This window comes from Thermococcus kodakarensis KOD1, assembly GCF_000009965.1.
Lineage (GTDB): Archaea > Methanobacteriota_B > Thermococci > Thermococcales > Thermococcaceae > Thermococcus > Thermococcus kodakarensis.
The window spans coordinates 1,246,124-1,268,022 of sequence record NC_006624.1 but is presented as its reverse complement, the minus strand read 5'-3'; the positions used below and the strand labels follow the sequence as shown (position 1 = coordinate 1,268,022).

The 21,899-nt window shown below is 52.1% G+C and carries 20 protein-coding genes and 3 tRNA genes; 12 read left to right on the top strand and 11 right to left on the bottom strand.

The window, feature by feature from the left end:
- Positions 1-3: 3 nt before the first annotated feature.
- The 3 genes from TK_RS07175 to TK_RS07165 form a co-directional block, all read right to left on the bottom strand.
- Complete coding sequence (locus TK_RS07175; RefSeq protein WP_011250393.1) at positions 4-1,332, bottom strand: TrpB-like pyridoxal phosphate-dependent enzyme; 1,329 nt, start codon at positions 1,330-1,332, stop codon at positions 4-6.
- Between the two features lie 359 nt (positions 1,333-1,691).
- A complete protein-coding gene (locus TK_RS07170) occupies positions 1,692-2,486 on the bottom strand; it encodes a hypothetical protein (protein ID WP_143598700.1) in 795 nt (264 codons plus the stop codon).
- Between the two features lie 4 nt (positions 2,487-2,490).
- Positions 2,491-2,937 carry a hypothetical protein gene (locus TK_RS07165; RefSeq protein ID WP_011250391.1) on the bottom strand — a complete coding sequence of 149 codons (447 nt, stop codon included), beginning with the start codon at positions 2,935-2,937 and terminating at the stop codon, positions 2,491-2,493.
- Between the two features lie 70 nt (positions 2,938-3,007).
- On the opposite strand from TK_RS07165, the gene nikR reads away from it, so the two are divergent.
- Complete coding sequence (gene nikR, locus TK_RS07160; RefSeq protein ID WP_011250390.1) at positions 3,008-3,424, top strand: nickel-responsive transcriptional regulator NikR; 417 nt, start codon at positions 3,008-3,010, stop codon at positions 3,422-3,424.
- Here the strand turns inward: nikR and rqcH are convergent.
- Together rqcH and TK_RS07150 are read right to left on the bottom strand one after the other, a co-directional pair.
- Positions 3,421-5,373 (bottom strand): ribosome rescue protein RqcH, encoded by a 1,953-nt coding sequence (gene rqcH, locus TK_RS07155; RefSeq protein WP_011250389.1) that lies wholly within the window; start codon positions 5,371-5,373, stop codon positions 3,421-3,423. The genes nikR and rqcH overlap by 4 nt on opposite strands.
- Before the next feature lie 57 nt (positions 5,374-5,430).
- Positions 5,431-5,685 carry a hypothetical protein gene (locus tag TK_RS07150; RefSeq protein ID WP_011250388.1) on the bottom strand — a complete coding sequence of 85 codons (255 nt, stop codon included), beginning with the start codon at positions 5,683-5,685 and terminating at the stop codon, positions 5,431-5,433.
- 140 nt (positions 5,686-5,825) lie between these two features.
- Here TK_RS07150 and TK_RS07145 point away from each other — a divergent pair, with 140 nt between their 5' ends.
- Entirely contained in the window at positions 5,826-7,853 is a 2,028-nt protein-coding gene (locus TK_RS07145) for a 1,4-alpha-glucan branching protein (RefSeq protein ID WP_011250387.1), read from the top strand.
- 56 nt (positions 7,854-7,909) lie between these two features.
- The gene (locus tag TK_RS07140) at positions 7,910-8,227 is read left to right on the top strand and encodes a P-II family nitrogen regulator (RefSeq protein ID WP_011250386.1); all 318 of its coding nucleotides are present in this window, start codon (positions 7,910-7,912) and stop codon (positions 8,225-8,227) included.
- Here the strand turns inward: TK_RS07140 and TK_RS07135 are convergent.
- Both TK_RS07135 and TK_RS07130 read right to left on the bottom strand, forming a co-directional pair.
- On the bottom strand, positions 8,224-8,958 hold the full coding sequence (locus tag TK_RS07135; RefSeq protein WP_011250385.1) for a hypothetical protein: 735 nt from the start codon (positions 8,956-8,958) through the stop codon (positions 8,224-8,226). The genes TK_RS07140 and TK_RS07135 overlap by 4 nt on opposite strands.
- 162 nt (positions 8,959-9,120) lie before the next feature.
- Entirely contained in the window at positions 9,121-10,680 is a 1,560-nt protein-coding gene (locus tag TK_RS07130; RefSeq protein ID WP_011250383.1) for a sodium-dependent transporter, read from the bottom strand.
- A 555-nt stretch (positions 10,681-11,235) separates the two neighbouring features.
- Here TK_RS07130 and gdhA point away from each other — a divergent pair.
- On the top strand, positions 11,236-12,501 hold the full coding sequence (gene gdhA, locus TK_RS07125; RefSeq protein WP_011250382.1) for a glutamate dehydrogenase: 1,266 nt from the start codon (positions 11,236-11,238) through the stop codon (positions 12,499-12,501).
- Between the two features lie 111 nt (positions 12,502-12,612).
- On the opposite strand, the gene TK_RS07120 is transcribed toward gdhA, so the two are convergent.
- Positions 12,613-13,779, bottom strand: coding sequence for a hypothetical protein (locus tag TK_RS07120; RefSeq protein WP_011250381.1), 1,167 nt, complete (start codon positions 13,777-13,779; stop codon positions 12,613-12,615).
- 105 nt (positions 13,780-13,884) lie between these two features.
- On the opposite strand from TK_RS07120, the gene psmB reads away from it, so the two are divergent.
- The 5 genes from psmB (at position 13,885) to TK_RS07095 (ending at position 17,736) form a co-directional block, all read left to right on the top strand.
- Positions 13,885-14,496, top strand: a complete 612-nt coding sequence (gene psmB, locus TK_RS07115) for an archaeal proteasome endopeptidase complex subunit beta (RefSeq protein ID WP_011250380.1) — start codon at positions 13,885-13,887, stop codon at positions 14,494-14,496.
- A 9-nt stretch (positions 14,497-14,505) separates the two neighbouring features.
- A complete protein-coding gene (locus TK_RS07110; protein WP_011250379.1) occupies positions 14,506-16,452 on the top strand; it encodes a beta-CASP ribonuclease aCPSF1 in 1,947 nt (648 codons plus the stop codon).
- Between the two features lie 70 nt (positions 16,453-16,522).
- A complete protein-coding gene (locus TK_RS07105; RefSeq protein WP_011250378.1) occupies positions 16,523-16,891 on the top strand; it encodes a hypothetical protein in 369 nt (122 codons plus the stop codon).
- Between the two features lie 4 nt (positions 16,892-16,895).
- Entirely contained in the window at positions 16,896-17,585 is a 690-nt protein-coding gene (gene rpiA, locus TK_RS07100; protein ID WP_011250377.1) for a ribose-5-phosphate isomerase RpiA, read from the top strand.
- 63 nt (positions 17,586-17,648) lie between these two features.
- Positions 17,649-17,736 (top strand) — tRNA-Leu (locus TK_RS07095).
- Between the two features lie 803 nt (positions 17,737-18,539).
- Here the strand turns inward: TK_RS07095 and TK_RS07090 are convergent.
- The 3 genes from TK_RS07090 to TK_RS07080 all read right to left on the bottom strand — a co-directional run bounded on the left by TK_RS07090 (position 18,540) and on the right by TK_RS07080 (position 19,454).
- A tRNA-Pro gene (locus tag TK_RS07090) sits at positions 18,540-18,617 on the bottom strand.
- Positions 18,618-18,754: 137 nt separating this feature from the next.
- Positions 18,755-18,831 (bottom strand) — tRNA-Thr (locus TK_RS07085).
- A 26-nt stretch (positions 18,832-18,857) separates the two neighbouring features.
- A complete protein-coding gene (locus TK_RS07080) occupies positions 18,858-19,454 on the bottom strand; it encodes an RNA ligase partner protein (RefSeq protein WP_011250376.1) in 597 nt (198 codons plus the stop codon).
- Positions 19,455-19,506: 52 nt separating this feature from the next.
- Here TK_RS07080 and TK_RS07075 point away from each other — a divergent pair, with 52 nt between their 5' ends.
- The 3 genes from TK_RS07075 to TK_RS07065 all read left to right on the top strand — a co-directional run bounded on the left by TK_RS07075 (position 19,507) and on the right by TK_RS07065 (position 21,843).
- Positions 19,507-20,715, top strand: a complete 1,209-nt coding sequence (locus TK_RS07075; protein ID WP_011250375.1) for an L-fucose/L-arabinose isomerase family protein — start codon at positions 19,507-19,509, stop codon at positions 20,713-20,715.
- An 80-nt stretch (positions 20,716-20,795) separates the two neighbouring features.
- The gene (locus TK_RS07070; RefSeq protein ID WP_048053729.1) at positions 20,796-20,975 is read left to right on the top strand and encodes a class III signal peptide-containing protein; all 180 of its coding nucleotides are present in this window, start codon (positions 20,796-20,798) and stop codon (positions 20,973-20,975) included.
- 49 nt (positions 20,976-21,024) lie between these two features.
- Positions 21,025-21,843 (top strand): D-aminoacyl-tRNA deacylase, encoded by an 819-nt coding sequence (locus tag TK_RS07065; RefSeq protein WP_011250373.1) that lies wholly within the window; start codon positions 21,025-21,027, stop codon positions 21,841-21,843.
- The last annotated feature ends 56 nt before the right edge of the window (positions 21,844-21,899 follow it).

The window sequence follows — 21,899 nt, the reverse complement described above, 5'->3', positions numbered from 1 at the left end:
AAATCAGTAGTTATCCAGGGCCGGGAAGTGCTCCGGCTCGTAGTCCTCAAGCTTTCCATCCAGATAGTCCTCGTAGCCCTTAAGGTCGAGGAAGCCGTGCCCGCTGAGGTTGAAGAGTATGACCTCTTCACGTCCTTCCCGCTTTGCCTCCAGGGCGCGGTCTATGGCCCCTTTGATGGCGTGGGCGCTCTCTGGAGCTGGAACTATCCCCTCAGTCTTCGCGAAGAGGTGAGCCGCCTGGAAGACCTCGTTCTGGTGGTAGGCAACGGGCTTAACTATCCCGTGGTTTATCAGGACGCTGAGAGTCGGAGCAAGTCCGTGATAGCGCAGGCCGCCAGCGTGAATCGGCGGGACGTAGTATGTGTGGCCGAGGGTGTGCATCTTCATTTTCGGCGTGTATCCTCCGGAATCACCGTAGTCGTACTTGTAAACTCCCCTCGTCATCGAGGGAGCGGCCTTAGGCTCAACCGCTATGAACTCATATTCAGCCTCTCCTTTCAGAACGTCTCTGACGAACGGATAAGCCAAGCCTGCGAAGTTGCTTCCTCCGCCTACACAGCCGATTATAACGTCGGGCTCTTCGAACTCCTTCATCTGCTCCTGGGCCTCAAGACCTATGACGGTCTGGTGCATGAGGACGTGGTTGAGGACGCTTCCCAGGGCGTAGCGGGCCTTTTCGTCCCTTAAAACGTCTTCGATGGCCTCGCTTATCGCTATACCGAGACCTCCGGGGTGGTTTGGATCCTCGGCCAGGAACTTTCTGCCTATCTCTGTTCTATCGCTTGGACTCGGATAGATTTCAGCACCATACAAGCGCATTATGGTCTTCCTGTAGGGCTTCTGCTGGTAGCTCGCCCTCGCCATGTACACCCTTACATTGAGACCAAGAAGTGCCCCGGCGAGGCTTAGGGCAGTTCCCCACTGGCCTGCTCCAGTCTCGGTTACGAGCCTTTCTATTCCCTGCCTCTTGGCGTAGTAAGCCTGAGCTAGGGCGGTGTTTATCTTGTGGCTTCCCGTTACCGTTGCCCCCTCATACTTGAAGTATATCCTCGCTGGAGTGCCGAGGGCTCTCTCAAGGTTTGTGGCGCGGAAGAGAGGGGTTGGGCGGCCTATTTTGGAGTAGATCTCTCTGACTTCTTTCGGGATTTCAATGTACCTATCCGTGCTCATTTCCTGTTTCACCAGCTCCTCCGCGAAAATCCTTAGGAGCTTCTCCGGCTCCATAGGCTCGTCTGTCTCGGGGTCGAGCGGTGGCGCCAGCGGTTCAGGGAGGTCGGGCAGGATGTTGTACCACCTCTTTGGTATCTTCGAATCGGGCAGAACGGCTTTCATTCTAACGCCTCCAGAGTTTTTGAGCTAAACTCCGCTTTGGAAAGAACAAATCCCAAAAACGAGGGAATAATGAGCGTGAAAGCTGTGAAGACGAAGAACGTTAATGCTAAGCTAGAAGTTTTGGTACCTTCACAGCAGAGGCCAAAAGCAGGCCCCCCTAATCACTCCAAAAACGATCCCGCCCGTCAGTTTTCAGGCTAACCATCTTGAGAAGGGGCAAACTCCTAACACCAAAAACAATCACTCCTGGCTGTCATTGGGCATCGAAGCTCTGAAGAGTTCGAGCTTTATATGTCTTTTGCTCGCGTATTGGTAAAAATGACAGAAAAAGACAAAAGCGAGACTAAAATTTTGGCGTTTCATCTAACTGGCGGACCTTGGAGTGCCGTCTCCACGGCTTTTACGTCGGCTTTCCTGCCTTTCAAAGCTATTAACACCCTGTAATCCTCGGCATCACCACTGAGAAAGTGCAGGCCCCTGTCCTCCTTTTTCATAATGTATTCAGCGTATTTTACTTGGTCTTCGCTTGAGTACAGGAGCATCAACACGTCGACGCCGTCGCCTACGTTAACCCTGAAGTTTATCTTCGATAGGTACCAATCGGGCATCGGTCCAGCCCAGGTTCCCGCCCCTACTGAGATGTTATTCTCCATAAGCCTGTTTGCCACGTACATCGCTTGCCTTAGAAGTATCGTCTCTGGAGTTGGGGCATTTATCGGGCTCGAATCCAATGGTCTGCCACAGAGCCACTGCCTTTCAGTGGCGTTGATGACATCGTTTGGCCCACCCCTGATGGAGAGAAATCTGGTGCCGTTGTATGCCAGGTAGTAAGCTCTTTCCCCTCTTGTCCAAAGGCTCCACTGGCAGGTGGTACTGCTCCAGTTTCCGGAGTTTATTGAGTACCCCAGGAGTTTCAACTGCTTCAATGAATCTCCGTAAACTCTAGAGGCCAATGACATGGTCGTGTTTGCTATCTCAACGTTTCCCTCTGCAACCCACGTTAAGTTCTCAAGAACTGGGGGGTCGGAGAGGCCCCAAAGTGGGGGTTTTGGCACGGGTTCTATTCTGTAATATTTTAAGTACCAAACGGCACTTAGAACCACCAAAACGGCTAGTATAATCCCAGCGATTTTTGAAAGCCTGCTCATTTCCACCACCCTAAGCGACCTCGGTCTGTTCGTATGGACTCTCACCCTTCCTGTGCTTTAGGAGGAGGGAGTACATAAACTCCCTCAAGTCAGAACTCATGCCATCATCGAGCAGGATATCGGCCTTCCCACCGTAGAACTTCTCCGCCTTCGTTGTCAGCAGTGCTATCTTTGGGGTTAGATACTCCAGGAGGGCCTTTCCTATTTCCGCGAACTCTTCGTCACTGAGTTCTTCGTCCGTTTCAAAGGCGATGTAAACAACGAAGTCCTTCATTTGAACGGCGAGAACGCTCTCGGTCTCGGTTACCTCGAAGAACGAAAAGTTGTACGTGCTTGATTTAACTCTCGCCAGGAGCAGGCCCTTTATGGAGACAGTGATTGGGTTCCCATCCAACTCGAAGATTAAGTCCTCCGCGAATTCTCCCTTGGCTATCTGATAGAGCTCTTCGACTCCCATTCCTACCCCCGGCGGAACTATTCTTCGAACACCTTTTTAACTTCTGCGAGAACACCGTAAAGGTGGTGGCATGAAGATCATAAGATTTGGTGTGTCCGTGCCTGAAGAACTCCTTGAGAAGTTCGATCAGATAATAGCGGAGAAGGGCTACGTTAACAGGAGCGAGGCGATAAGGGACCTCATGAGGGACTTCATAGTGCGGCACGAATGGGAAGCGGGCGATAAAGAGGTGGCCGGAACGATAACGATGCTCTACAACCATGATGAAGCTGACGTTGTTAAGGAGCTCCTCGATCTCCAGCATGACTATCTCAACGAGATAATCTCAAGCATTCACGTCCATATGGACGAACACAACTGCCTTGAGGTTGTTATAGTCAAGGGGAAGGCCAAGAGGATAAAAGAAATCGCGGACAGGCTCCTGAGCCTCAAGGGAGTGAAGCACGGCAAACTCGTCATGACGGGAACCGGGAAGGAGCTCGTCTAACCCACCACTTCCACTATCTCTCCCCCTCCCGGCGGGAGGATGGCGTTCAGGTCTTCTTCCCTTACCTCATAGCCCCACTTCTTGAGGATTCCGCGGAGCTTCTTCACTAGCTCTCCCTTCTTCATTGAGCCGGGCCTTATGACAATGTATTTGTCGGTGTGGGCCTTAATCGCTTCAACCGGCGCGCAGACTACGTATTCTTCGCCATCATAGTTTATCACACCCACAGCTAGCTTGAGCGGAAGGCCGTGCATCCAGTTCCTCTTTCCGTAGACCATGAAGGCGCCCTTGCCGAGGTACTCGCCGCTCGGGGCCTGCTTCGTTACCTGGTTGGGGTAGGCCCAGTAGGCATCCGCTGAATAGAGGCCCTGGCTCCAGGCCCTGCTCATGGAAACGGCAAACTGGCAGGCCTCGAATATGGTCTTCTCCCCGGCTTTCTGTCCGTCCTTTATGACGACGTGCGGAGCGCCGTAAACGTCCGCGTGGCAGTAGAGGTCGTTATCCTCCATATGTTTCTTGACGAGAACCTCGTTGGTGCTCGCGTCCTTTCCAGCCAGAACCAGAAAGCCCTCGCTCGAGACGAACCAGCGGAACTTCTCGAACCACTTCCTCTTTCTCCTCTCTAGCTTCTTCACGTTCAGTTCCTTCTTCTGCTCTTCCTCGATGAGCTTCTCAATCTCCTCCAGCTTCCTCTTCGTGTCCTCGTAGGCCTTTAAGGCTCCTTCATACTTGTGCCTGAACTTCTTGGCCTTCTCGTAGTAGATTTCAGCGTTCTCGCCCAGGCTCTTCTCAAGGTAGAGCTTTACCTTCTTGCCGTCGAGCTCTATCGTTACGGCCTTCTCCTTTGGGTCTATGCCTTTAACCATGAGCGCGACCTTGTTTCCCGTTTTCTTGCCCTCATCTATCCGCCGCCTGAATTCGTCCCAGCCGAGGGTTTCGGTGGCCTTCCTGAACTCTTCCAGAAGGCGCTCGATTAGGGTGTAGTTGGCGTAGATTAAATCGCCTATCTCCTGGTTCTCTCTCATGGCCTTTTCAAAGCCCTTGAGCATTTCCTCCTGCTTCCTGAGGGTGGCCATCAGCCCCCTCTTCTTCTCTTCGAGCTTTTTGGTCTGCTCTATTTTGGCCTTCTCGAGCGTTATCTTCCCGAAGTACTCATCCAGAGCCTCGCTGAAGGTGGGGAAGTAGCGCTTCTCAAACCCCTCGTAGATTTTCAGCTCTATCGGGACGACGTCGTGCATAACCCCGTCCTTGAAGACGATGTTCGGCTTGGGCTCGTCGTTGAAGGTTCTTATCATCTCGTCATAGACCCTCTTCAGGTCTTCGTCGCTCAGCTCCTTGACCGGCGTCGTCTTCTCGAAGCCCGCCCTCAGGGAAATCTCCTCCGCATACATCCCGCCCATGTTGAGCTTCCTCGCCAAAGCCCTGACGAGCTCAAGCTCAGGCTCTTCCCTCATCAGATCGAGGAACCTCTCAAAGGAGACCTCAAGGGGGTTCTCTCTGGCAGGAGGGAACTTGTACTCCGCCTTCGGCTTTATCGCCCTGTCCTTGTACTCCTCGTAGCGGAGCGCGGCGACTATTTTGTTTTCGGAATCCACGAGGATTATGTTGCCCCTCCTGAAGAGCTCACCGATGAGTGTGTAGTTTCCTATTCTGATCTTAACTATCCTGTCGAACTGGTGCTGCTCTATGGCGTCTATGAAGCCTCCTCCAAGGTGCTTCCTCAGGAGCATCGTGAAGCTCGATGGCTGTTTCGGGGCCTCTTTTATGTAGCTCGTGAGGTGAAATCTCTTTCCCGCCTCCAGGATGAGGTCTGCTCTCCCCTCCTTCGTCCTCAGCTTGAACCTCACCTCGTCGCCGTCGTGGTAAACCTTGTCAACGCGAGAACCGACCAGCCACTGAAGTTCGCGCACGATATAGCGTATGTCAACGCTGCTCATCTCTTCCTTCATTCTCTCACCCGGGAAAAGTTGAGGAAAGAAGTTTATAAGGACTTATCTCTCGGAGAATTACCACGCAAATGCCACAAGGATAGCGGCGGCTATTGCCAGAATGGCCCGGTATATGTCGGATTCAGAACTTTCAATGGCTTCGTCAAGAAATACCCATGCCAGCCCAGCAACGCCTATGTCGAAGATAACTCCCCCAAGCTTTAGGGCAGCGCTGACGGGCATTGCGAGGGTCTTTATTATTGCCCCCAGCAGGAGCACTCCAACGATGCCCATCAGAATGCCCGAACCGGCTTCCTTTTTTAAGGACTCCATCGGGCTCACCTTTTAATGTTTAGCGAGTGATGTTAAATTAACTTTTCCCCAACGTTGTTGATGTACATCTTTTTGCCGAGGCCCAACTGAGGACACGCTAACGTTAAATATTCAGCTGTGTAACCACTCCAGGTGATACTATGAAGGGTTACCTGACTTTTGTCCTTCACACTCACATCCCCTACGTTAGGAAGCACGGAAAGTGGCCTTTCGGGGAGGAGTGGGTCTTTGAGGCAATAAGCGAAACATACATCCCCCTGCTCATGGAGTTTGAGAGGCTCAGGGACTCGGGAGTAAAGTTCGGCATAGTGATAAACGTTACGCCAGTGCTGGCAGAACAGCTAACCGACGAGTACATGAAGAAGGCGTTTGAGGAGTACATGGAAAGAAAGCTGAAGGCAATGGAGGAAGACCTGAAGTCCGGGAAGTACGACGAAAAAGCGGTTTCATACATGCTCAACTACTTCCGGAAGGTTTACGACTACTGGAAGGCCATAAACGGAGATATAATAGGCAAGCTCAGGGAGCTCCAGGATCAGGGCTACGTCGAGGTTATTACCTCAGCCGCGACCCACGGCTACCTCCCGCTCCTCGGAAGGGACGAGGCGATAAGGGCCCAGATAGCCAACGGTGTTGCAACCTATGAGAAGCACTTTGGAATGAAGCCGAAGGGGATATGGCTTCCTGAATGTGCCTACAGACCTGCCGGTGAGTGGGAGCTTCCCGGCGGGAGGAAAGTAAAGAGACAGGGTATAGAAAAGTTCCTTGAGGAGTTCGGGCTGAGGTACTTCTTCGTGGAGAGCAGGCTCATCGATGAGGGTCCGGCGAGCAATGTCTATGGGGAGGTTCTCATCGCCGATACAGAGAAGACCACCTTGAGGCCCTACTGGATAAAGGGCTCAAACGTCGCTGTATTCGCCCGCAACAGAGAGACTGGCCACCAGGTCTGGAGTGCCCACTACGGCTATCCTGGCGACTTCTGGTACAGGGAGTTCCACAAAAAGGCCCCGAAGAGCGGCGGGCAGTACTGGAGGATAACGAGCAAGGAAGTCGGCCTTGGGGAGAAGGAGTTCTACGACCCGGACAAGGCGATGGAGCGCGTGGAAGAGCACGCCAGGCACTTCGTCTCGCTAGTTGAGAGACTCCTGAGAGAGCACGAGGAGAAGTTCGGCGAGAAGGGCATCATAGTAGCTCCCTACGACACCGAGCTCTTCGGCCACTGGTGGTTCGAGGGTGTTAAATGGCTTGGTAGGGTTTTAGAGCTCCTCTATCAGAGGGGAGTTGAGACACCGACGCTCTCAAGGTTCCTTGAGGAGTACTCAGGAGAAAAGCACGAGATAGAGCTTCCAGAAGGTTCATGGGGAGCCAACTCCGACCACTCAACTTGGTGGAACGAGGAGACTGAGTGGACATGGCCGCACATCTACCGCGCGGAGGACAGGATGGTGGCTATAGTGAGCCGCTTCCGCGGAAGGGATGAGCTCACGAACAGGGTGATAGAGCAGCTGGCGAGGGAGCTTTTGATACTGGAGGCAAGCGACTGGCAGTTCCTAATAACGACTGGACAGGCAAAGGAGTACGCCAAGAGGAGGGTTCTCATTCACAGCAGAGACTTCCACAGGCTTGCCAACGAACTGGTGAGGTACGTCAAGATCGGCGAGTTCGACGTTAAGCTCCTCGAAGAGCTTGAGGAGCGTGACAACCCGTTCAGGCCCGTCGTTGTCGGGCCCTACGTCAGCGAAAACCCGCCGGAGCTTGAGGAGTACGTTGAACCTCCAGAAGTTCCGCCAGAGAAGGAGGAAACTGAGGAAAAGCCCAAGGTTCTCACGGAGAAGGCAACTTCCCTTGCACTGGCCGTGAAGAAGGTCAAGCCGGTAAAGGAAGAGACCAGGGAAGTTAAGAAAAAGGCCGTCGAAGCCTCAAAGAGGGGGAAGAGAAAGTCCTCAAAGTCAAAAAGGCTACCCCGAAAAGTAAGTAAGAAAGCTCCTTCAAAAGGGCCTTCAGACTTGCTGTCCATAAAGGGCATCGGTCCGAAGACCTTCCAAAAGCTCAAGAGGGCTGGCGTTGAAACTATCGAAGACCTGAAGAACGCCAACATAGAAGACCTCGCCAGAAAGACCGGCATATCTACCAAGAGATTGAAAAAGTTCATAGCTCAAGTGGAGTGAGCTTTTCCTTTTCGAAACCTTTTTGGCAACTTTTTCCAAATTATTCTGGTGGTATCATGAAGAAGGTTGAGGCAGTTCTCAGGCCCGAAGACTTTGAGACCGTCAAGAAGGCGCTGAAGAGTGCAGGCTACGTTTCTCTGACGGCCTATCCCGTCCAGGGGCGCGGCGTTCAGGGTGGTATTCCGCCCTACGACCTCCTGCCGAAGATGAAGATCGAGATCGTTGTCCCAGACAAGGATGTTGACGATGTCATTGGGATAATAGTGCGGCATGCCAGGAGAGGAATCCCTGGGGACGGCAAGATATTCGTGCTTCCGGTATACGATGTCGTGAGAATAAGAACCGGAGAAAGGGGAGAAGAGGCCCTCCACTAAAGGAAAGCGTGCCTGTGCCTGTAAAGCTCCACCGCTGCGCTGATCAGGAGGTAGAGCTCTACCGCGGCGAGGAGCGTTAGGACGACGAGGTATCCCTGCGCGAAGGTAGTGCTCTTGTTAAGGTGTCCCGCTATCTCCGCGATCTTTGCTGGATCGTTGAGGGCCCTGATTCCGTAGCTTGCCGCCATTGCGCCGACTATCAGCGGTATTGGTATGGCTGAATATGCCAGCAGAAGCCCGAGGTAGCCCCTCCTCTGGAGGGACAGCATCGAGAGTATTATCGGTATCGCAAGGATTAGCGCCGTCACCGCCAGGAATTGATTCAAGTAGATTCCCGTCAGTATGAAGAACGACGTCATTCCGAAGATGTACTTACGATAGACTCTTTTCAGCTCGGCGAGCTTTTCTGGCTTGAAGTCGTACTCAGCTGAACGGGAGTAGAGTTCAATCCTGTTAACCAGTTTTAGATATTCTTTCTTCCCCATCTCCTCGATTTTCTTATCAACGCTCGCCAGCTTCAGCTCCTTCGCCTTCTTCAGGAAGAACTCAGCCAGTTCCTCGTTGTCCTTCTCAGCTTCCTCGGCCAGCTTTTTGAAATTCGCCGCAGCGTTTTTTAGTTTGGTTTTAACGGCCTCCTTCTCTTTCTCCGAGAGCACCTTGAGCCTGTCGATTTTATCGAGTGTGGACTCAAGAACCTCGGCTGTCTCCAGAAGAATATCCCTGCTTTTCACGAGAACACCCCCAAATCAAAAAGGGAAAGAAGGGATTTAATACCTTACCCCTTTGCTTCCTTCTCGGCGCTCAGGAGCTTGCTAACGCTCCAGTACACCATGCCGAGAATTACTGCCCATGCTATCAACATGTAGATTACCCAGCTCTCCATTGTCATCACCTCAGACCTTGATGATTACCTCGTTCTTGTCGAGTTCCTCTTTGTACTTCTTCTTGATTGCGTAGTAGCTCTCGATGGCACCGAGGATCCACATGAGGATTATTGCCAGTCTAGCCGGCCACTCAAGGGTCGTCTGAACCAGCGGCTTGAAGTAGCCGATCATAGGTATCAGGAGCAGTAGCGGTGCGATGTAGAGGGTGACCCACTTGTAGAACTCTGGAACCTTGATCCAGGCTCCCTCGTGAAGCTCCCTCCAGAAGTTGTCTGGCTTGAAGAGGTACACTGCAATGATTATGTCAAAGAACGCCAGCAGGGTTAACTGGAAGCTTACCCACGCGTCGACCTGGTCCATGTAGCCGTCGATGTAGATGACGGGGAGACCCGCTATGAGGTACACGAGGAATATCACCCAGGTGCCCACTGACCTCTTGATGTGCATGTCCTCTTCAAGCATTGCGACGAGGTAGTTGTACATAGCTATGGCTGATGTGAAGCCCGCGAACCACAGCAGGAGGAACCAGAGGGCGCCGAAGAGCCTTCCGATGTCGCCCATGCTGACGAAGACGTTCGGGAGGCTGGTGTAGGAGAAGCCAAGGCCGAACTTCTGTCCTATCCATTCGAGTGCTGCGGTCTTGCCCTGCTGGAGGACATCGGGCGGAACTATCTTCGGAGCGTAGGCAGTTGCGAGCGGTATGGCTATTGAACCACCGAGAACAACCTCGGCGAACTCGTTGAGTGAAACTGTTGCTATACCAGAGAGGGCGACGTCGTCCTTCGGGCCGAGGTAGCTTGCGTAGTTCTGGATGATACTCATACCGAGGGACAGCGTGAAGAATATCTGTCCAGTCGCGGCCAGCATTACCTGCCAGAGGTGGTCGCCGAGGTAGCTCCAGTTCGGAGTCCAGATGAAGCGGAAGCCATCTATGGTGCTCCAGTTCGGGTCAACTGGGGAGCCGAGGGTGAATATGTATATTATCATTAGGATTGCGAAGACGTACAGGAGTGGCATCATAACCTTGACCCAGCGCTCGATACCCTTGCTGACACCCTGGCCAACTGCGATTGCGAGCAGGATTACTGTTATGCCCCAGAAGAGCATGACCTGGCCGTGGTTGCTTAGGTAGTTGCTGAAGAACTCTCCTGTGGGCTGTCCGAAGTAGGAACCCGCCGCGCTGAAGTATGTGTAAGCGGCCGACCATCCGATCAGGTGCAGGTAGTAGCTGTTGAGGAGCACTGTCAGCGAGAACGCCAGCATTCCGGATATCACACCGAACCAGAACGCGCTCCTGGGCTTGAGGCTCTCCCTCGCCATGAGGTAGTACGTCGGGCCGAGGGTACCGTGGCCATACTTGCCACCGTAGCGACCGGCAACCCACTCAACCCACATCACTGGAATACCGAGGAAGAACAGCGCTATGAAGTACGGCACCATGAAGGCGCCGCCACCGTTCTGGGCAACCTGAGTCGGGAACCTTACGAAGTTACCGAGACCGACTGCGTTTCCAGCCATTGCTAAAATCAAACCGAGCTTGGTCGCCCATTGATCCCTTTGGGCTTCCATTATATCCCACCTCCGATTCCGTTGGTATTTAATCGGGCTGAAGTGCCCACAGTACGGGCACTCTGTATATATTCGGTCGTGGTATAAAAAGCTTTTGAACGGTAGTTTTCGACAAAAGACGATTTACTTGGGCATAAAATAATCAATATCCAATTTTTGTCACTTTTTCAAATCTATCTTGGCTCGTTAGGTGATTTTAGACATCCCGGCAATTTTGAGATGAGTGGAAAATAATTTTAAACACGGCCTCCCTATGGCCCGTTGCCCGATGATTGGAAAGAGAGTGAGCTGAGAGATGATGACCGACTTCTCGCTGAGGGCATTTCATCATTTTTATGAACTTTGATGAACGTAAAAGTCCTTTGGTGTATAAAAATTCCTCGATGTACATCGCTCCTTTTGGCGAAATCTCCGAGAATTGGCCTTTGTTCTTTTGGAAATTTCACTATTTAACTTTTTGTTCAAAACAGACTGTTTTCCAGCCTGTTTATCGAAAGGTTTATATATGCAAACGCCTAAGTTAACCTCGCAGATTACCGAAATGAGGTGGTATGAATGGTCGAGATTGACCCGTTTGAGATGGCCGTCCAGCAGCTTGAGAGGGCTGCCCAGTTCATGGACATAAGCGAAGAGGCCCTTGAGTGGCTCAAGAGGCCCATGAGGATTGTTGAGGTTAGCGTTCCCGTCGAGATGGACGACGGTTCTGTCAAGGTTTTCACCGGTTTCCGTGTCCAGCACAACTGGGCCCGCGGTCCGACCAAGGGTGGTATAAGGTGGCACCCGGCCGAGACCCTCAGCACCGTTAAGGCCCTTGCCACCTGGATGACCTGGAAGGTTGCCGTCGTTGACCTCCCCTACGGTGGAGGTAAGGGTGGCATCATCGTTGACCCGAAGAAGCTCTCCGAGAGGGAGCAGGAGAGGCTCGCTAGGAGCTACATAAGGGCCGTCTACGACGTCATCGGCCCGTGGACAGACATCCCGGCCCCTGACGTTTACACCAACCCGAAGATCATGGCCTGGATGATGGACGAGTACGAGACCATAATGAGGAGAAAGGGCCCGGCCTTCGGTGTCATCACCGGAAAGCCGCCGGGAGTTGGCGGTATCGTCGCCAGAATGGACGCCACCGCTCGCGGTGCTGCCTTCACTATCAGGGAAGCCGCTAAGGCCCTCGGCTGGGACGACCTCAAGGGCAAGACCATAGCCATCCAGGGCTACGGTAACGCCGGCTACTACCTCCACAAGATAATGAGTGAGGAGTTCGGTATGAAGGTCGTTGCCGTCAGCGACAGCAAGGGCGGCATCTACAACCCGGACGGGCTCCCGCCGGCTGACGAGGTACTCAAGTGGAAGAAGGAGCACGGCTCAGTCAAGGACATGCCCGGAACCCAGAACATCACCAACGAGGAGCTCCTCGAGCTTGAAGTCGACATCCTTGCCCCGAGCGCCATCGAGGGCGTCATAACCAAAGAGAACGCCGACAACGTCAAGGCCAAGATCGTCGCCGAGGTAGCCAACGGTCCGGTCACCCCGGAGGCCGACGAGATACTCCACGAGAAGGGCATCCTCCAGATCCCGGACTTCCTCTGTAACGCCGGTGGTGTCACCGTCAGCTACTTCGAGTGGGTCCAGAACATAAACGGCTTCTACTGGACGGTCGAGGAGACCAGGAAGAGGCTCGACGACAAGATGACCAAGGCATTCTGGGACGTCTTCAACACCCACAAGGAGAAGAACATCCACATGAGGGACGCTGCCTACGTCGTTGCCGTCAGCAGGGTCTACGAGGCAATGAAGCACCGCGGATGGGTGAAGAAGTGATTTCTTCTCCCTTTTCTCTTGTCCTTACTTTTCTGACGTTCTGATGGTTCTCTAAGATTAAAAAACCAACTTGCCGCTATTCAAAAAACTAAATAAAAACGAAACAGAAGTTTAAGCCTTCGTCCAGTACTCCTTTTCTTCCACCATCGCCCTTATCATCTCGTCCTCGTCCTTGAACATCGTTCTCCTCGAGGGGTTCTGCATGCCGTAGAACTCCATGAACGGGCTGGGTCTCCTCTTGAACGGGTAGTAAAGGTATATCGCTGCTAAAGTCCTATAAGCCTCTGCCATCTCGCTGATAACACCAGCCGAAACGCCCTCGGCGTAGTGATAAACCGCTATCGCCTTACTCACATCAACGAGGTTGAAGTCCCTCTCGACGAGCTGTCTCCTGAGTATGTCAGTCGCCTGCTCTATATCCTCCCTCTCAAGCTCCTCAACAACGTCACCATCGAGGAGGTGTTTGATTTTAATCCTCTTGATGTTCGGGTTCTGGTTGACCTGGTTGTCGTATTCGGCAACTACCCACCAGTCGTCCAGCGCTCCAGGATCAAGAACCGTGAAGTGCTCGCTGAGCTTCTCGTAGAATCCCCTGACGCGGTGGTAGTACTCCTCTTCGTGACCCGTCATCGGATAGCTTAGGTAAACAAGAGGCTTTTCGTTCTCCCGGAATATTAGGTCGAGAAAGACTTCGTGGGGGTGTCTTATACCGAACTGAAGGACGTAGCGGACGTTTATTCCCTCCTTTTTCAGCTCGTGGACGAGGGTCTTGACGTGGTTTATCGCGTCCTCACGCCACATAACCAACGTGGTCAGCTTGATGTTCTCGGGGTTTTCACCGAAGCGTTCGAACCACTCTGGGTCGTTTATTATTCTTCTCCTGACAGAAAGGACGTCATCGAGGATTATGATGACCCTATCGGGTCCTAGAAGCTTCAGATTGCTCAGCGTGAATCCGATGACACTTCCACTTCCCCAGCGGAAGAGACTTGGAGTTGATACGAGGTGAACTCTCTTATCGCTCTCGTCAATTTCCTTTCTTATCCTCTCAAAGGCCTCGTCCCTTATCTCGTTCATCATGTCTGGGTGGCTTATCGCAAAGTCAAGAACGTTCTTCCGGGTAATCCTAACCCCGCGTTCCTTTCCCACCTCGCGAATGTAGTCAAAGACGTGGTAGTAGGCGTAGCTCTCTCCGTTTGCCCTTTCGAGGGCTTCACCTATGTACTCATCCCTGCCGTTGAGCGGTGGTCCGGTGAGGAGTATTACTTCCCTTCTCATTTCAGCACACCCCTCCAGAATTTGGCGAAACCTTTAAATACTCTTTCCCTAAAGGCCCTTCAGAGGTTCTTCTATTCTAAAAACCAAATCCAGGGGTGTTGTAGTTTGACTGAGAAGCTAAAGGGTACCACCACCGTCGGTATTGTATGTAAGGACGGCGTAGTGCTAGCGGCCGACAGGAGGGCATCGCTCGGCAACATGGTGCTCTCTGAAAGGGTAACGAAGGTGTTCCAGATAGACGACCACCTGGCGATAGCCGGAGCTGGAACGGTCGGGGATATCCTCAGCCTCGTCAGACTGCTCAGGGCTGAGGCAAAACTCTACCGTGCAAAGGTCAGCAGGGAGATGAGCGTTAAGGCACTTGCGACCCTTACATCGAACATACTCCACAGCGGCAGGGGTTTCGCCTATATGGCGTGGTTCCTCGTCGGTGGCTATGACTCCGCCCCGAGGCTGTACTCCATAGATGCTGCGGGTGGTGTAACTGAAGACCGCTTTACAGCTGCTGGTTCTGGTATGGAGTTTGCGTTCTCCGTTCTGGAGGAGAACTATCGTGATGGTATTCCCCTTGAGGAAGGTGTTAAGCTCGCTCTCAGGGCCATCAAGGCCGCCACAAAAAGGGATGTTTTCACGGGTGGTGGCGTTACTCTCGTAACGATAACTGAGGAGGGCTACCGTGAGTGGAGTGAGGAGGAGCTGAAGTCTCTTCTTGAGTGAGGTGGTTCTATGATACGCCGTGAAACTTTTGTTGACGATATTCTCAAGGAAATCAGGGAGATAATAGTCCAAATGGTCCCAAGGGAAGCAGGGATTACCGACGTTGAGTTCGAAGGGCCGGAGCTTGTCATATACGTCAAGAACCCTGAGGCCATGATGAAGGACGGTGAGCTGATTAAAAACCTCGCCAAAGTCCTCAAAAAGCGCATAAGCGTCCGCCCGGATCCCGACATTCTACTGCCTCCAGAGAAGGCCGAGGAACTGATAAAGCAGCTTGTTCCACCGGAGGCAGAGATAACCAACATAAGCTTTGATCCGTCTGTTGGTGAAGTCCTCATTGAGGCCAGGAAACCCGGTCTCGTAATTGGAAAGAACGGAGAGACCCTCAGGCTCATCACCCAGAAAGTTCACTGGGCACCGAGGGTTGTGAGGACACCTCCAATACAGAGCCAGACCATATACTCGATAAGGAGTATCCTCCAGACTGAGAGCAAGGACAGAAGGAAGTTCCTGAGGCAGGTCGGAAGGAACATCTACAGGAAGTCCGAGTACAAGAGCAGATGGATAAGAATAACGGGTCTCGGAGGCTTCCGAGAGGTAGGTAGAAGTGCTCTCCTCGTCCAGACCGACGAGAGCTACGTTCTGGTGGATTTCGGTGTTAATATTGCCGCCCTCAAGGATCCGACAAAGGCTTATCCACACTTTGACGCTCCAGAGTTCAGGTACGTTCTTGACGAGGGCCTTCTTGATGCAATAATTATCACCCACGCCCACCTCGACCACAGCGGAATGCTGCCGTATCTCTTCCGCTACAAGCTCTTCGACGGGCCGATATACACAACGCCTCCAACCAGGGACCTGATGACCCTCCTCCAGCAGGATTTCATCGAGATACAGCACATGAACGGCGTTGAGCCTCTCTACAGGCCGAAGGACATCAAGGAGGTCATAAAGCACACGATAACCCTTGACTACGGCGAGGTCAGGGACATAGCGCCCGACATAAGACTCACCCTCCACAACGCGGGTCACATTCTGGGTTCATCGATAGTTCACCTCCACATAGGCAACGGCCTCCACAACATAGCCATAACCGGCGACTTCAAGTTCATACCGACGAGGCTCTTTGAACCGGCGGTGAGCAGGTTCCCGCGCCTGGAGACCCTTGTCATGGAGTCAACCTACGGTGGAAGCAACGACTACCAGATGCCGCGTGAGGAAGCTGAGAAGAGGCTTATAGAGGTAATTCACCAGACGCTGAAGCGCGGAGGTAAGGTGCTCATCCCGGCGATGGCGGTTGGTAGGGCGCAGGAGATAATGATGGTCCTCGAGGAGTACGCCCGCGTCGGTGGAATAGAAGTTCCTATTTACCTCGACGGAATGATCTGGGAGGCAACGGCAATCCACACTGCCTATCCGGAGTACCTCAGCAAGCACATCCGCGAGCAGATATTCCACGAAGGCTACAACCCGTTCCTGAACCCGATATTCAAGAGTGTCGCCAACAGCAGGGAGAGGCAGGACATAATAGACTCAGGAGAGCCGGCCATAATCATAGCGACCTCTGGTATGCTCGTCGGCGGGCCGAGCGTTGAGTACTTCAAGCAGCTCGCACCGGACCCGAAGAACAGCATAATCTTCGTCAGCTACCAGGCCGAGGGAACCCTCGGAAGGCAGGTTCAGAGGGGACTTCGCGAGATACCCATAGTCGGCGAGGACGGCAGAACCGAGGTTATCAACGTCAACATGGAAGTCCACACGATAGACGGCTTCTCGGGCCACGCCGACAGGAGGGAGCTCATGAGCTACGTGGCAAGGGTGAGGCCAAGGCCGGAGAGGATAATAACCGTCCACGGAGAGGCCCACAAGTGCCTCGACCTCAGTTCCAGCATCCACAAGAAGTTCGGTATCTCAACACGCGCTCCCAACAACCTAGATGCCATAAGGCTCAAGTGATTCCTCTTCTTTTTCTCTTCGGGAAAGGTTTTAAAGCCCACCCAAGACAATTGGCTTTAGGTGAGAGAGAGTGAAGCTGACGGTCGAGCACAAGTTTTCGCTAACTGTTTACCTGTGGGGAGCAATCACTGGGGTAGTCAGCGGTCTGCTCGCTTATTACAATGATGCCGGCTGGCTGCTGGGCTTTCTCCTGTACGTTCTGGTTGATAAGTTCGTGATGGCAGTCGTGAAGGAGCTTCCGGAGGACATCCCCGAGCCGAGGATGATACTCAGAAAGGCCTTCTGGGGCTGGTTCCTGTTCTGGCTCTTCTTCACGATGATGACCTACACCCTCGTGACGGACTTCCAGCCAGTCTGCTATTCAAACCAGAGCCTGCTCTACAAAATGGTTGAAAGTGGAAACGCTTCAATAAAGTGCGTCTTCAACATTACGGGGTGATTTTATGAACGTTGAAGAAATGAAAAAGGCCGTAGCCAAGGAGGCCCTCAAGTTCATTGAGGATGAGATGGTAGTTGGGCTTGGGACCGGCTCAACGACCGCCTACTTTATCAATTACCTCGGAAAGCTCCTCATGGAAGGGGAGCTTGAGGACGTTTACGGCGTTCCAACTTCTCACCAGGCCAGACTTCTTGCCCTTGAGGCGGGAATTCCCGTTGTGAGCCTTGACGAAGTGGATGCAATAGACATAGCCGTGGACGGGGCCGATGAAGTTGACCCGCACATGAACCTGATAAAGGGGCGCGGCGCTGCCCTCACTATGGAAAAAATCATCGAGTATAGGGCCGGGATGTTCATCGTCCTGGTCGATGAGAGCAAGCTCGTTGAGTACCTGGGCCAGAAGATGCCCGTGCCGATTGAGGTCATACCTGCCGCGTGGAGGGCAATCGCTGAGGAACTTGAGGTCTTCAACGCGACAGCGGAGCTCAGAATGGCGGTGAAAAAGGACGGCCCGGTCGTTACTGACAACGGCAACTTCATACTGGACGCCAAGTTCGCCCGCATCGAGGATCCGCTCGACCTCGAAATCGAGCTTAACACAATACCCGGTGTGGTTGAGAACGGAATATTCGCCGACATCGCCGACATAATCCTCGTTGGGACTCCAGAAGGCGTTAAGAGAATGGAGAGGTGAACTTTCTTTTTTGCCAGCTGGGTTAAATTTATAAGTTCCACAATTTTCGTTCTATCGGGCAGTGCGGGGGTAGCCGAGCCTGGCCAAAGGCGCGGGATTTAGGGTCCCGTCCCGCAGGGGTTCCGGGGTTCAAATCCCCGCCCCCGCACCACAGCAGCCCTTTCTCACGAAAGCGCTGGCGGAAAGTTGGTATGCTCTTTTAAACAGGCTCGTTTTATGAGGGGTTTACTTTCAATTGGCTGATTCAAAAGGATTTTATCACCGTATAGTGCCCAAGGGGCACTAAAAACGAAGTTAAAAAAATCACAATCGACAGGGAACTTTGAGGTTAAATCCGCGTGAACTTGCTTTCTGGAAGAGCATACGCTCCTCAATAAGCAAAGTTCGAGAAGAAGGGCAAATTTTTGGTCAAGCTTTTTCCAAAAGCTTGAAGGGCAAAGTTTCATTAAAGTTAGTGGTTCTTGTTTATGATGCCCATTTGAGAGGATTTTCTTTAGAGAACTGTCTTCTAGTTGTGAATTCTGCTTTTATTGGGTTTGTTATCCGTGAGTTTGCTTTTTAATCGACGCCTGTAGGGCGTCAAGGCGAGAAAAACTCCTTTCTATTTACCATGTTTGAAAAATTCACTAACGCTTTGGCTTGCATATCGTGAAAATCCTCGTAGAAAGGCAAATTTGGAAGGAACCACGAACCTTGATCAAACTTCGCGCAGGAATCTTTTGGGAAAAGCTTCACCAAAAGATCGAATGTCTTTGAGAATTGGCTTGATTCGGTTTTATTCTCTTGGTAGATAGGCAGAGAAGTGTGGGTTTTCTTCTTTTTTTAACGCCCGAAGGGCGTTATACTGTGAGCAAACCCCTTGAAAACTGCTAATTGATACTGGGAATCACTGGAAAACAGGGCGCTCAAAAGGACATTCCCTCTTTGATGAAACTTTGCCCAGCAAAGTTTCTATGGTGGGGCCGCCGGGATTTGAACCCGGGTCACGGGCTCCCAAAGCCCGCAGGATAGACCAAGCTACCCCACGGCCCCCCAGGACGGCGGTGCTGATTATGGCCTGTACTTCTTAAGCTTTTCGCTTGTCCCGTGAAGAACCTTAAGAACAGCAGGAGTTTCATCTTAGATCCTCAAAAATGTCGTGTTAGAGTATGTCCCCAGAAAAGCTGTTGTGGAGCCCCGGGCGGGGTTTGAACCCGCGACCTGCCGCTTACCAAGCGGCCGCTCCACCAGGCTGAGCCACCGGGGCGTCGTTGATACGATGACGAAGAGCCTTTATAAATTTTTCCCTTCGAGCTTCTCAACGAGTCCCTCGAGAACCTCCCTGAACACGGATGAGTCCACCCATTTTATCCCCATCTTCTGTGCCCAGGTGAGTATCCCAACGTCCGCTGACACTATGGTGGCGTCGAGCTCCATCGCCAGGAGTATAAGCTCAAAGTCCTCCTTGCTGTCAACGATTCCTTCCCTCAACGCCCTCCGGTAGTTCCTCCTCAGCTTTTGAATTATGTTGTCCACGTTGTCGGTGTCCAGTACGCTCTCCCTCACGGCCTTTTCTGCCACTCTGAGCCCCTTGTCTATCCTCCGCCGGATATCCTCTATAAGCTCGTAAACAACGAAGGCCGGTATCTTCAACTCGTGGACGTTTGGGGGCTTTTTGATGATGTACAGCTCTATTGCGGGCCTTAGCTCTTCGCTGTCGACGAAATGCATGACCTCCCTGTATATCCCTGGTGGCATGTAGAACTCGACCTTACCGAAGAGCTTCTCGGCATAGCTCAGGAAGGTCTTCATGGCCTCTGTGGGATTATCCCCGAAGTTCTTTCTGACCTCGGGATTCACGAATATGCTGGTATCGAGGACGAACTTCATGCCCACCACAACTTTATTTAAGGTGCTCTCCCTTAAAAATCTGGGTGATTCGATGAAGGTCGGTCTCGTTTTTGGAGTCAGTGAACTCGCAAGCCCTGAGGCTTTTAGAGAAGAGGCGGCGAACTTTGTTAGAGTACTTGAGCAAGATTTTGATGTTGTTGGTGGGGAAATAATCCAGTCAAGGAGCGACTTCAGAAAGCTGAAAGAGAAGATAAACTTCAACGATGTTGACGCTCTGGTTCTGTTCCCTCTGACGGGTGGGACGGAGGGATTTCTCAAGGAGTTTTCCGTGTTTAGGCGTCCAACTGTATTTTACGGGAACCCTTTCAACAACTCCCTTGCAGCCGCAATCGAACTCAGGGAGTACTTCAGGGACAGGCTAATTCCCTCCACCGTTGTGAAGAGTTCGGAGGAGCTTAAAGCTGCTCTCCTTGCGTATGATGATATGAAAGATGTTCTCGACAGGTTTCTTAGAGCCAGAATAGGCCTTATAGGGAGGGTTTCCCCCTGGCTGATAAACGAGAAGCTGGACATACCTTACACCCACATAAGCCTCAAAAAGTTCTATGAGTACTATGAGAAGACAACCGCTGAGGAAGGCTGGGAGGCCGTTAAGGAAATCGTTGAAAACGCTGAGGAAATTAAGGAGCCAGATAGGGAGTCTCTTGCAAAGGCTGGACGGGTGTACGTTGCCATAAAGCGCATTCTTGAAGACTATCATCTTAAGGGCTTTACAGTTGGGTGCTTTGACCTTATCGGGAAGATTGGAACTACACCCTGCCTTGCCCTTGCCATGTTCAATGCCCAGGGCATCCCCGCTGCATGCGAGGGTGAACTCAACGCCCTGATTGGCATGATGATAATCCGGAAGTTCTTTGATGAACCTGCATTTATGGGTAATCTCGCAGATTTCGACGAAAACCACGTGGTCATCGCCCACTGTACGGCACCCCTGGTGTCAAAGTACGTCCTTAGAACTCACTTTGAGAGCGGCAGGGGAGTCGGTGTTGCTGTTGAGTTCCCTCCTGGCAAGGCTACCCTTTTCAAGATACGCGGGAGACATGCGGTTGTTGCTGGAGTTGAAGTTGAGGGCAACGAGTTCCTTGAGTCGCGGTGCAGGACGCAAGTAAGGCTGAAACTTGAGGACGCTCCAGAATTCGTTGATGGCACGCTCGGGAATCACCATCTCTTAGCCTATGTTGACCCGGAGGAGCTTTCAGACCTGCTGAGTGAACTTGGCTTCGAGGTAATGCTGTACTAGTTGATTGAGTTATTTACTTGGGTTTTTATACCAAAGGGTTATATATTCCTACCCCATTTTATTTATGTGGGGTGAGTAAAATGATGAGACGCGCACAGGGAGCCTTGGAATACCTATTCATGGTCGCATTGGCCCTTATTATGGTCACGATTACTATCAGGTACGTTCATGAAGTTGCACAGAACGTGGCAGTACAAATCAACCAGACTACTAAGGAAATATCGGAGATCCTCAAGAATATGACGTCATCTGGACGTTGAAGGAAACGCTATTAAACAGGTTCCCTCTTCTTTTTGAGGTGTTTTGAAAATGAAAGTTGTGATGACTACAAAAGTAGATCTCGCGTCAATGAACATCAGGGAGAAGCTCATCGAGAACTTTGGTTTTAAAGAGGATGAACTCCTCTTTGATGGCAATCCAGTGTACCAGAAGGATGATGTAGTGATACTGACAACCAATCAGGAGATGATTTACTATGATGGCCTCGATAGGGCTATCGAGCGTCAGACTGGAATAAAGCCCGAGATTATAGCATTTGCCTCCAGGCACTCCAGCAAACAGAAACTCCCAGCCCTTACGACCCACGTGACAGGAAACTGGGGAGGAGCCCTTTACGGCGGGAAGGATGAAAGCCTTGCAATAGCACAGCCAAGTGCTATGAAGCTTGCTCTGCTTAAGATGAATGAACTGAATGACCTTGGATGGACTGTCTGCTACGAGGCAACCCACCACGGGCCAAGCGAGCTTGATGTGCCAAGCTTTTTCATAGAGATCGGTTCGAGCGAGGAAGAATGGGTCAACGATAGGGCCGGCGAGATTGTAGCCGAAACCATAATATACGTCCTTGAGAACTATCAGAATTCGAAGTTCAAGGTCGCCGTTGGTATTGGCGGGGGGCACTATGCACCGAAGCAGACAAAGAGGGCACTTCAGACAGATCTGGCGTTTGGGCACATAGCCCCAAAATATGCACATCCCCTCAGCAAGGAGCTCCTCCTAAAGGCCATCGAGAGAACAGCCGAGCGCGTTGATGCAATCTACGTTGACTGGAAGGGTAGCAAAGGGGAGACCCGACAGATGGCGAGGGCAGTTGCGGAGGAGCTGGGACTTGAGTTCATCAGGGATTAAGGCCGAAACATTTAAAGGATATACTGGCCATTTACCCTTCAGTTTGGGTTAGCTAT

Coding starts and splice junctions, on each gene's coding strand:
- TK_RS07080 (WP_011250376.1), bottom strand. CDS start 19,454: ATGAAGTTCGTCCTCGATACCAGCATATTCGTGAATCCCGAGGTCAGA.
- TK_RS07150 (WP_011250388.1), bottom strand. CDS start 5,685: ATGGAGTCCTTAAAAAAGGAAGCCGGTTCGGGCATTCTGATGGGCATC.
- TK_RS07175 (WP_011250393.1), bottom strand. CDS start 1,332: ATGAAAGCCGTTCTGCCCGATTCGAAGATACCAAAGAGGTGGTACAAC.
- nikR (WP_011250390.1), top strand. CDS start 3,008: ATGAAGATCATAAGATTTGGTGTGTCCGTGCCTGAAGAACTCCTTGAG.
- TK_RS07065 (WP_011250373.1), top strand. CDS start 21,025: ATGAAAGTTGTGATGACTACAAAAGTAGATCTCGCGTCAATGAACATC.
- rpiA (WP_011250377.1), top strand. CDS start 16,896: ATGAACGTTGAAGAAATGAAAAAGGCCGTAGCCAAGGAGGCCCTCAAG.
- TK_RS07075 (WP_011250375.1), top strand. CDS start 19,507: ATGAAGGTCGGTCTCGTTTTTGGAGTCAGTGAACTCGCAAGCCCTGAG.
- TK_RS07165 (WP_011250391.1), bottom strand. CDS start 2,937: ATGGGAGTCGAAGAGCTCTATCAGATAGCCAAGGGAGAATTCGCGGAG.
- rqcH (WP_011250389.1), bottom strand. CDS start 5,373: ATGAAGGAAGAGATGAGCAGCGTTGACATACGCTATATCGTGCGCGAA.
- gdhA (WP_011250382.1), top strand. CDS start 11,236: ATGGTCGAGATTGACCCGTTTGAGATGGCCGTCCAGCAGCTTGAGAGG.
- TK_RS07120 (WP_011250381.1), bottom strand. CDS start 13,779: ATGAGAAGGGAAGTAATACTCCTCACCGGACCACCGCTCAACGGCAGG.
- TK_RS07070 (WP_048053729.1), top strand. CDS start 20,796: ATGATGAGACGCGCACAGGGAGCCTTGGAATACCTATTCATGGTCGCA.
- TK_RS07110 (WP_011250379.1), top strand. CDS start 14,506: ATGATACGCCGTGAAACTTTTGTTGACGATATTCTCAAGGAAATCAGG.
- TK_RS07145 (WP_011250387.1), top strand. CDS start 5,826: ATGAAGGGTTACCTGACTTTTGTCCTTCACACTCACATCCCCTACGTT.
- TK_RS07130 (WP_011250383.1), bottom strand. CDS start 10,680: ATGGAAGCCCAAAGGGATCAATGGGCGACCAAGCTCGGTTTGATTTTA.
- TK_RS07140 (WP_011250386.1), top strand. CDS start 7,910: ATGAAGAAGGTTGAGGCAGTTCTCAGGCCCGAAGACTTTGAGACCGTC.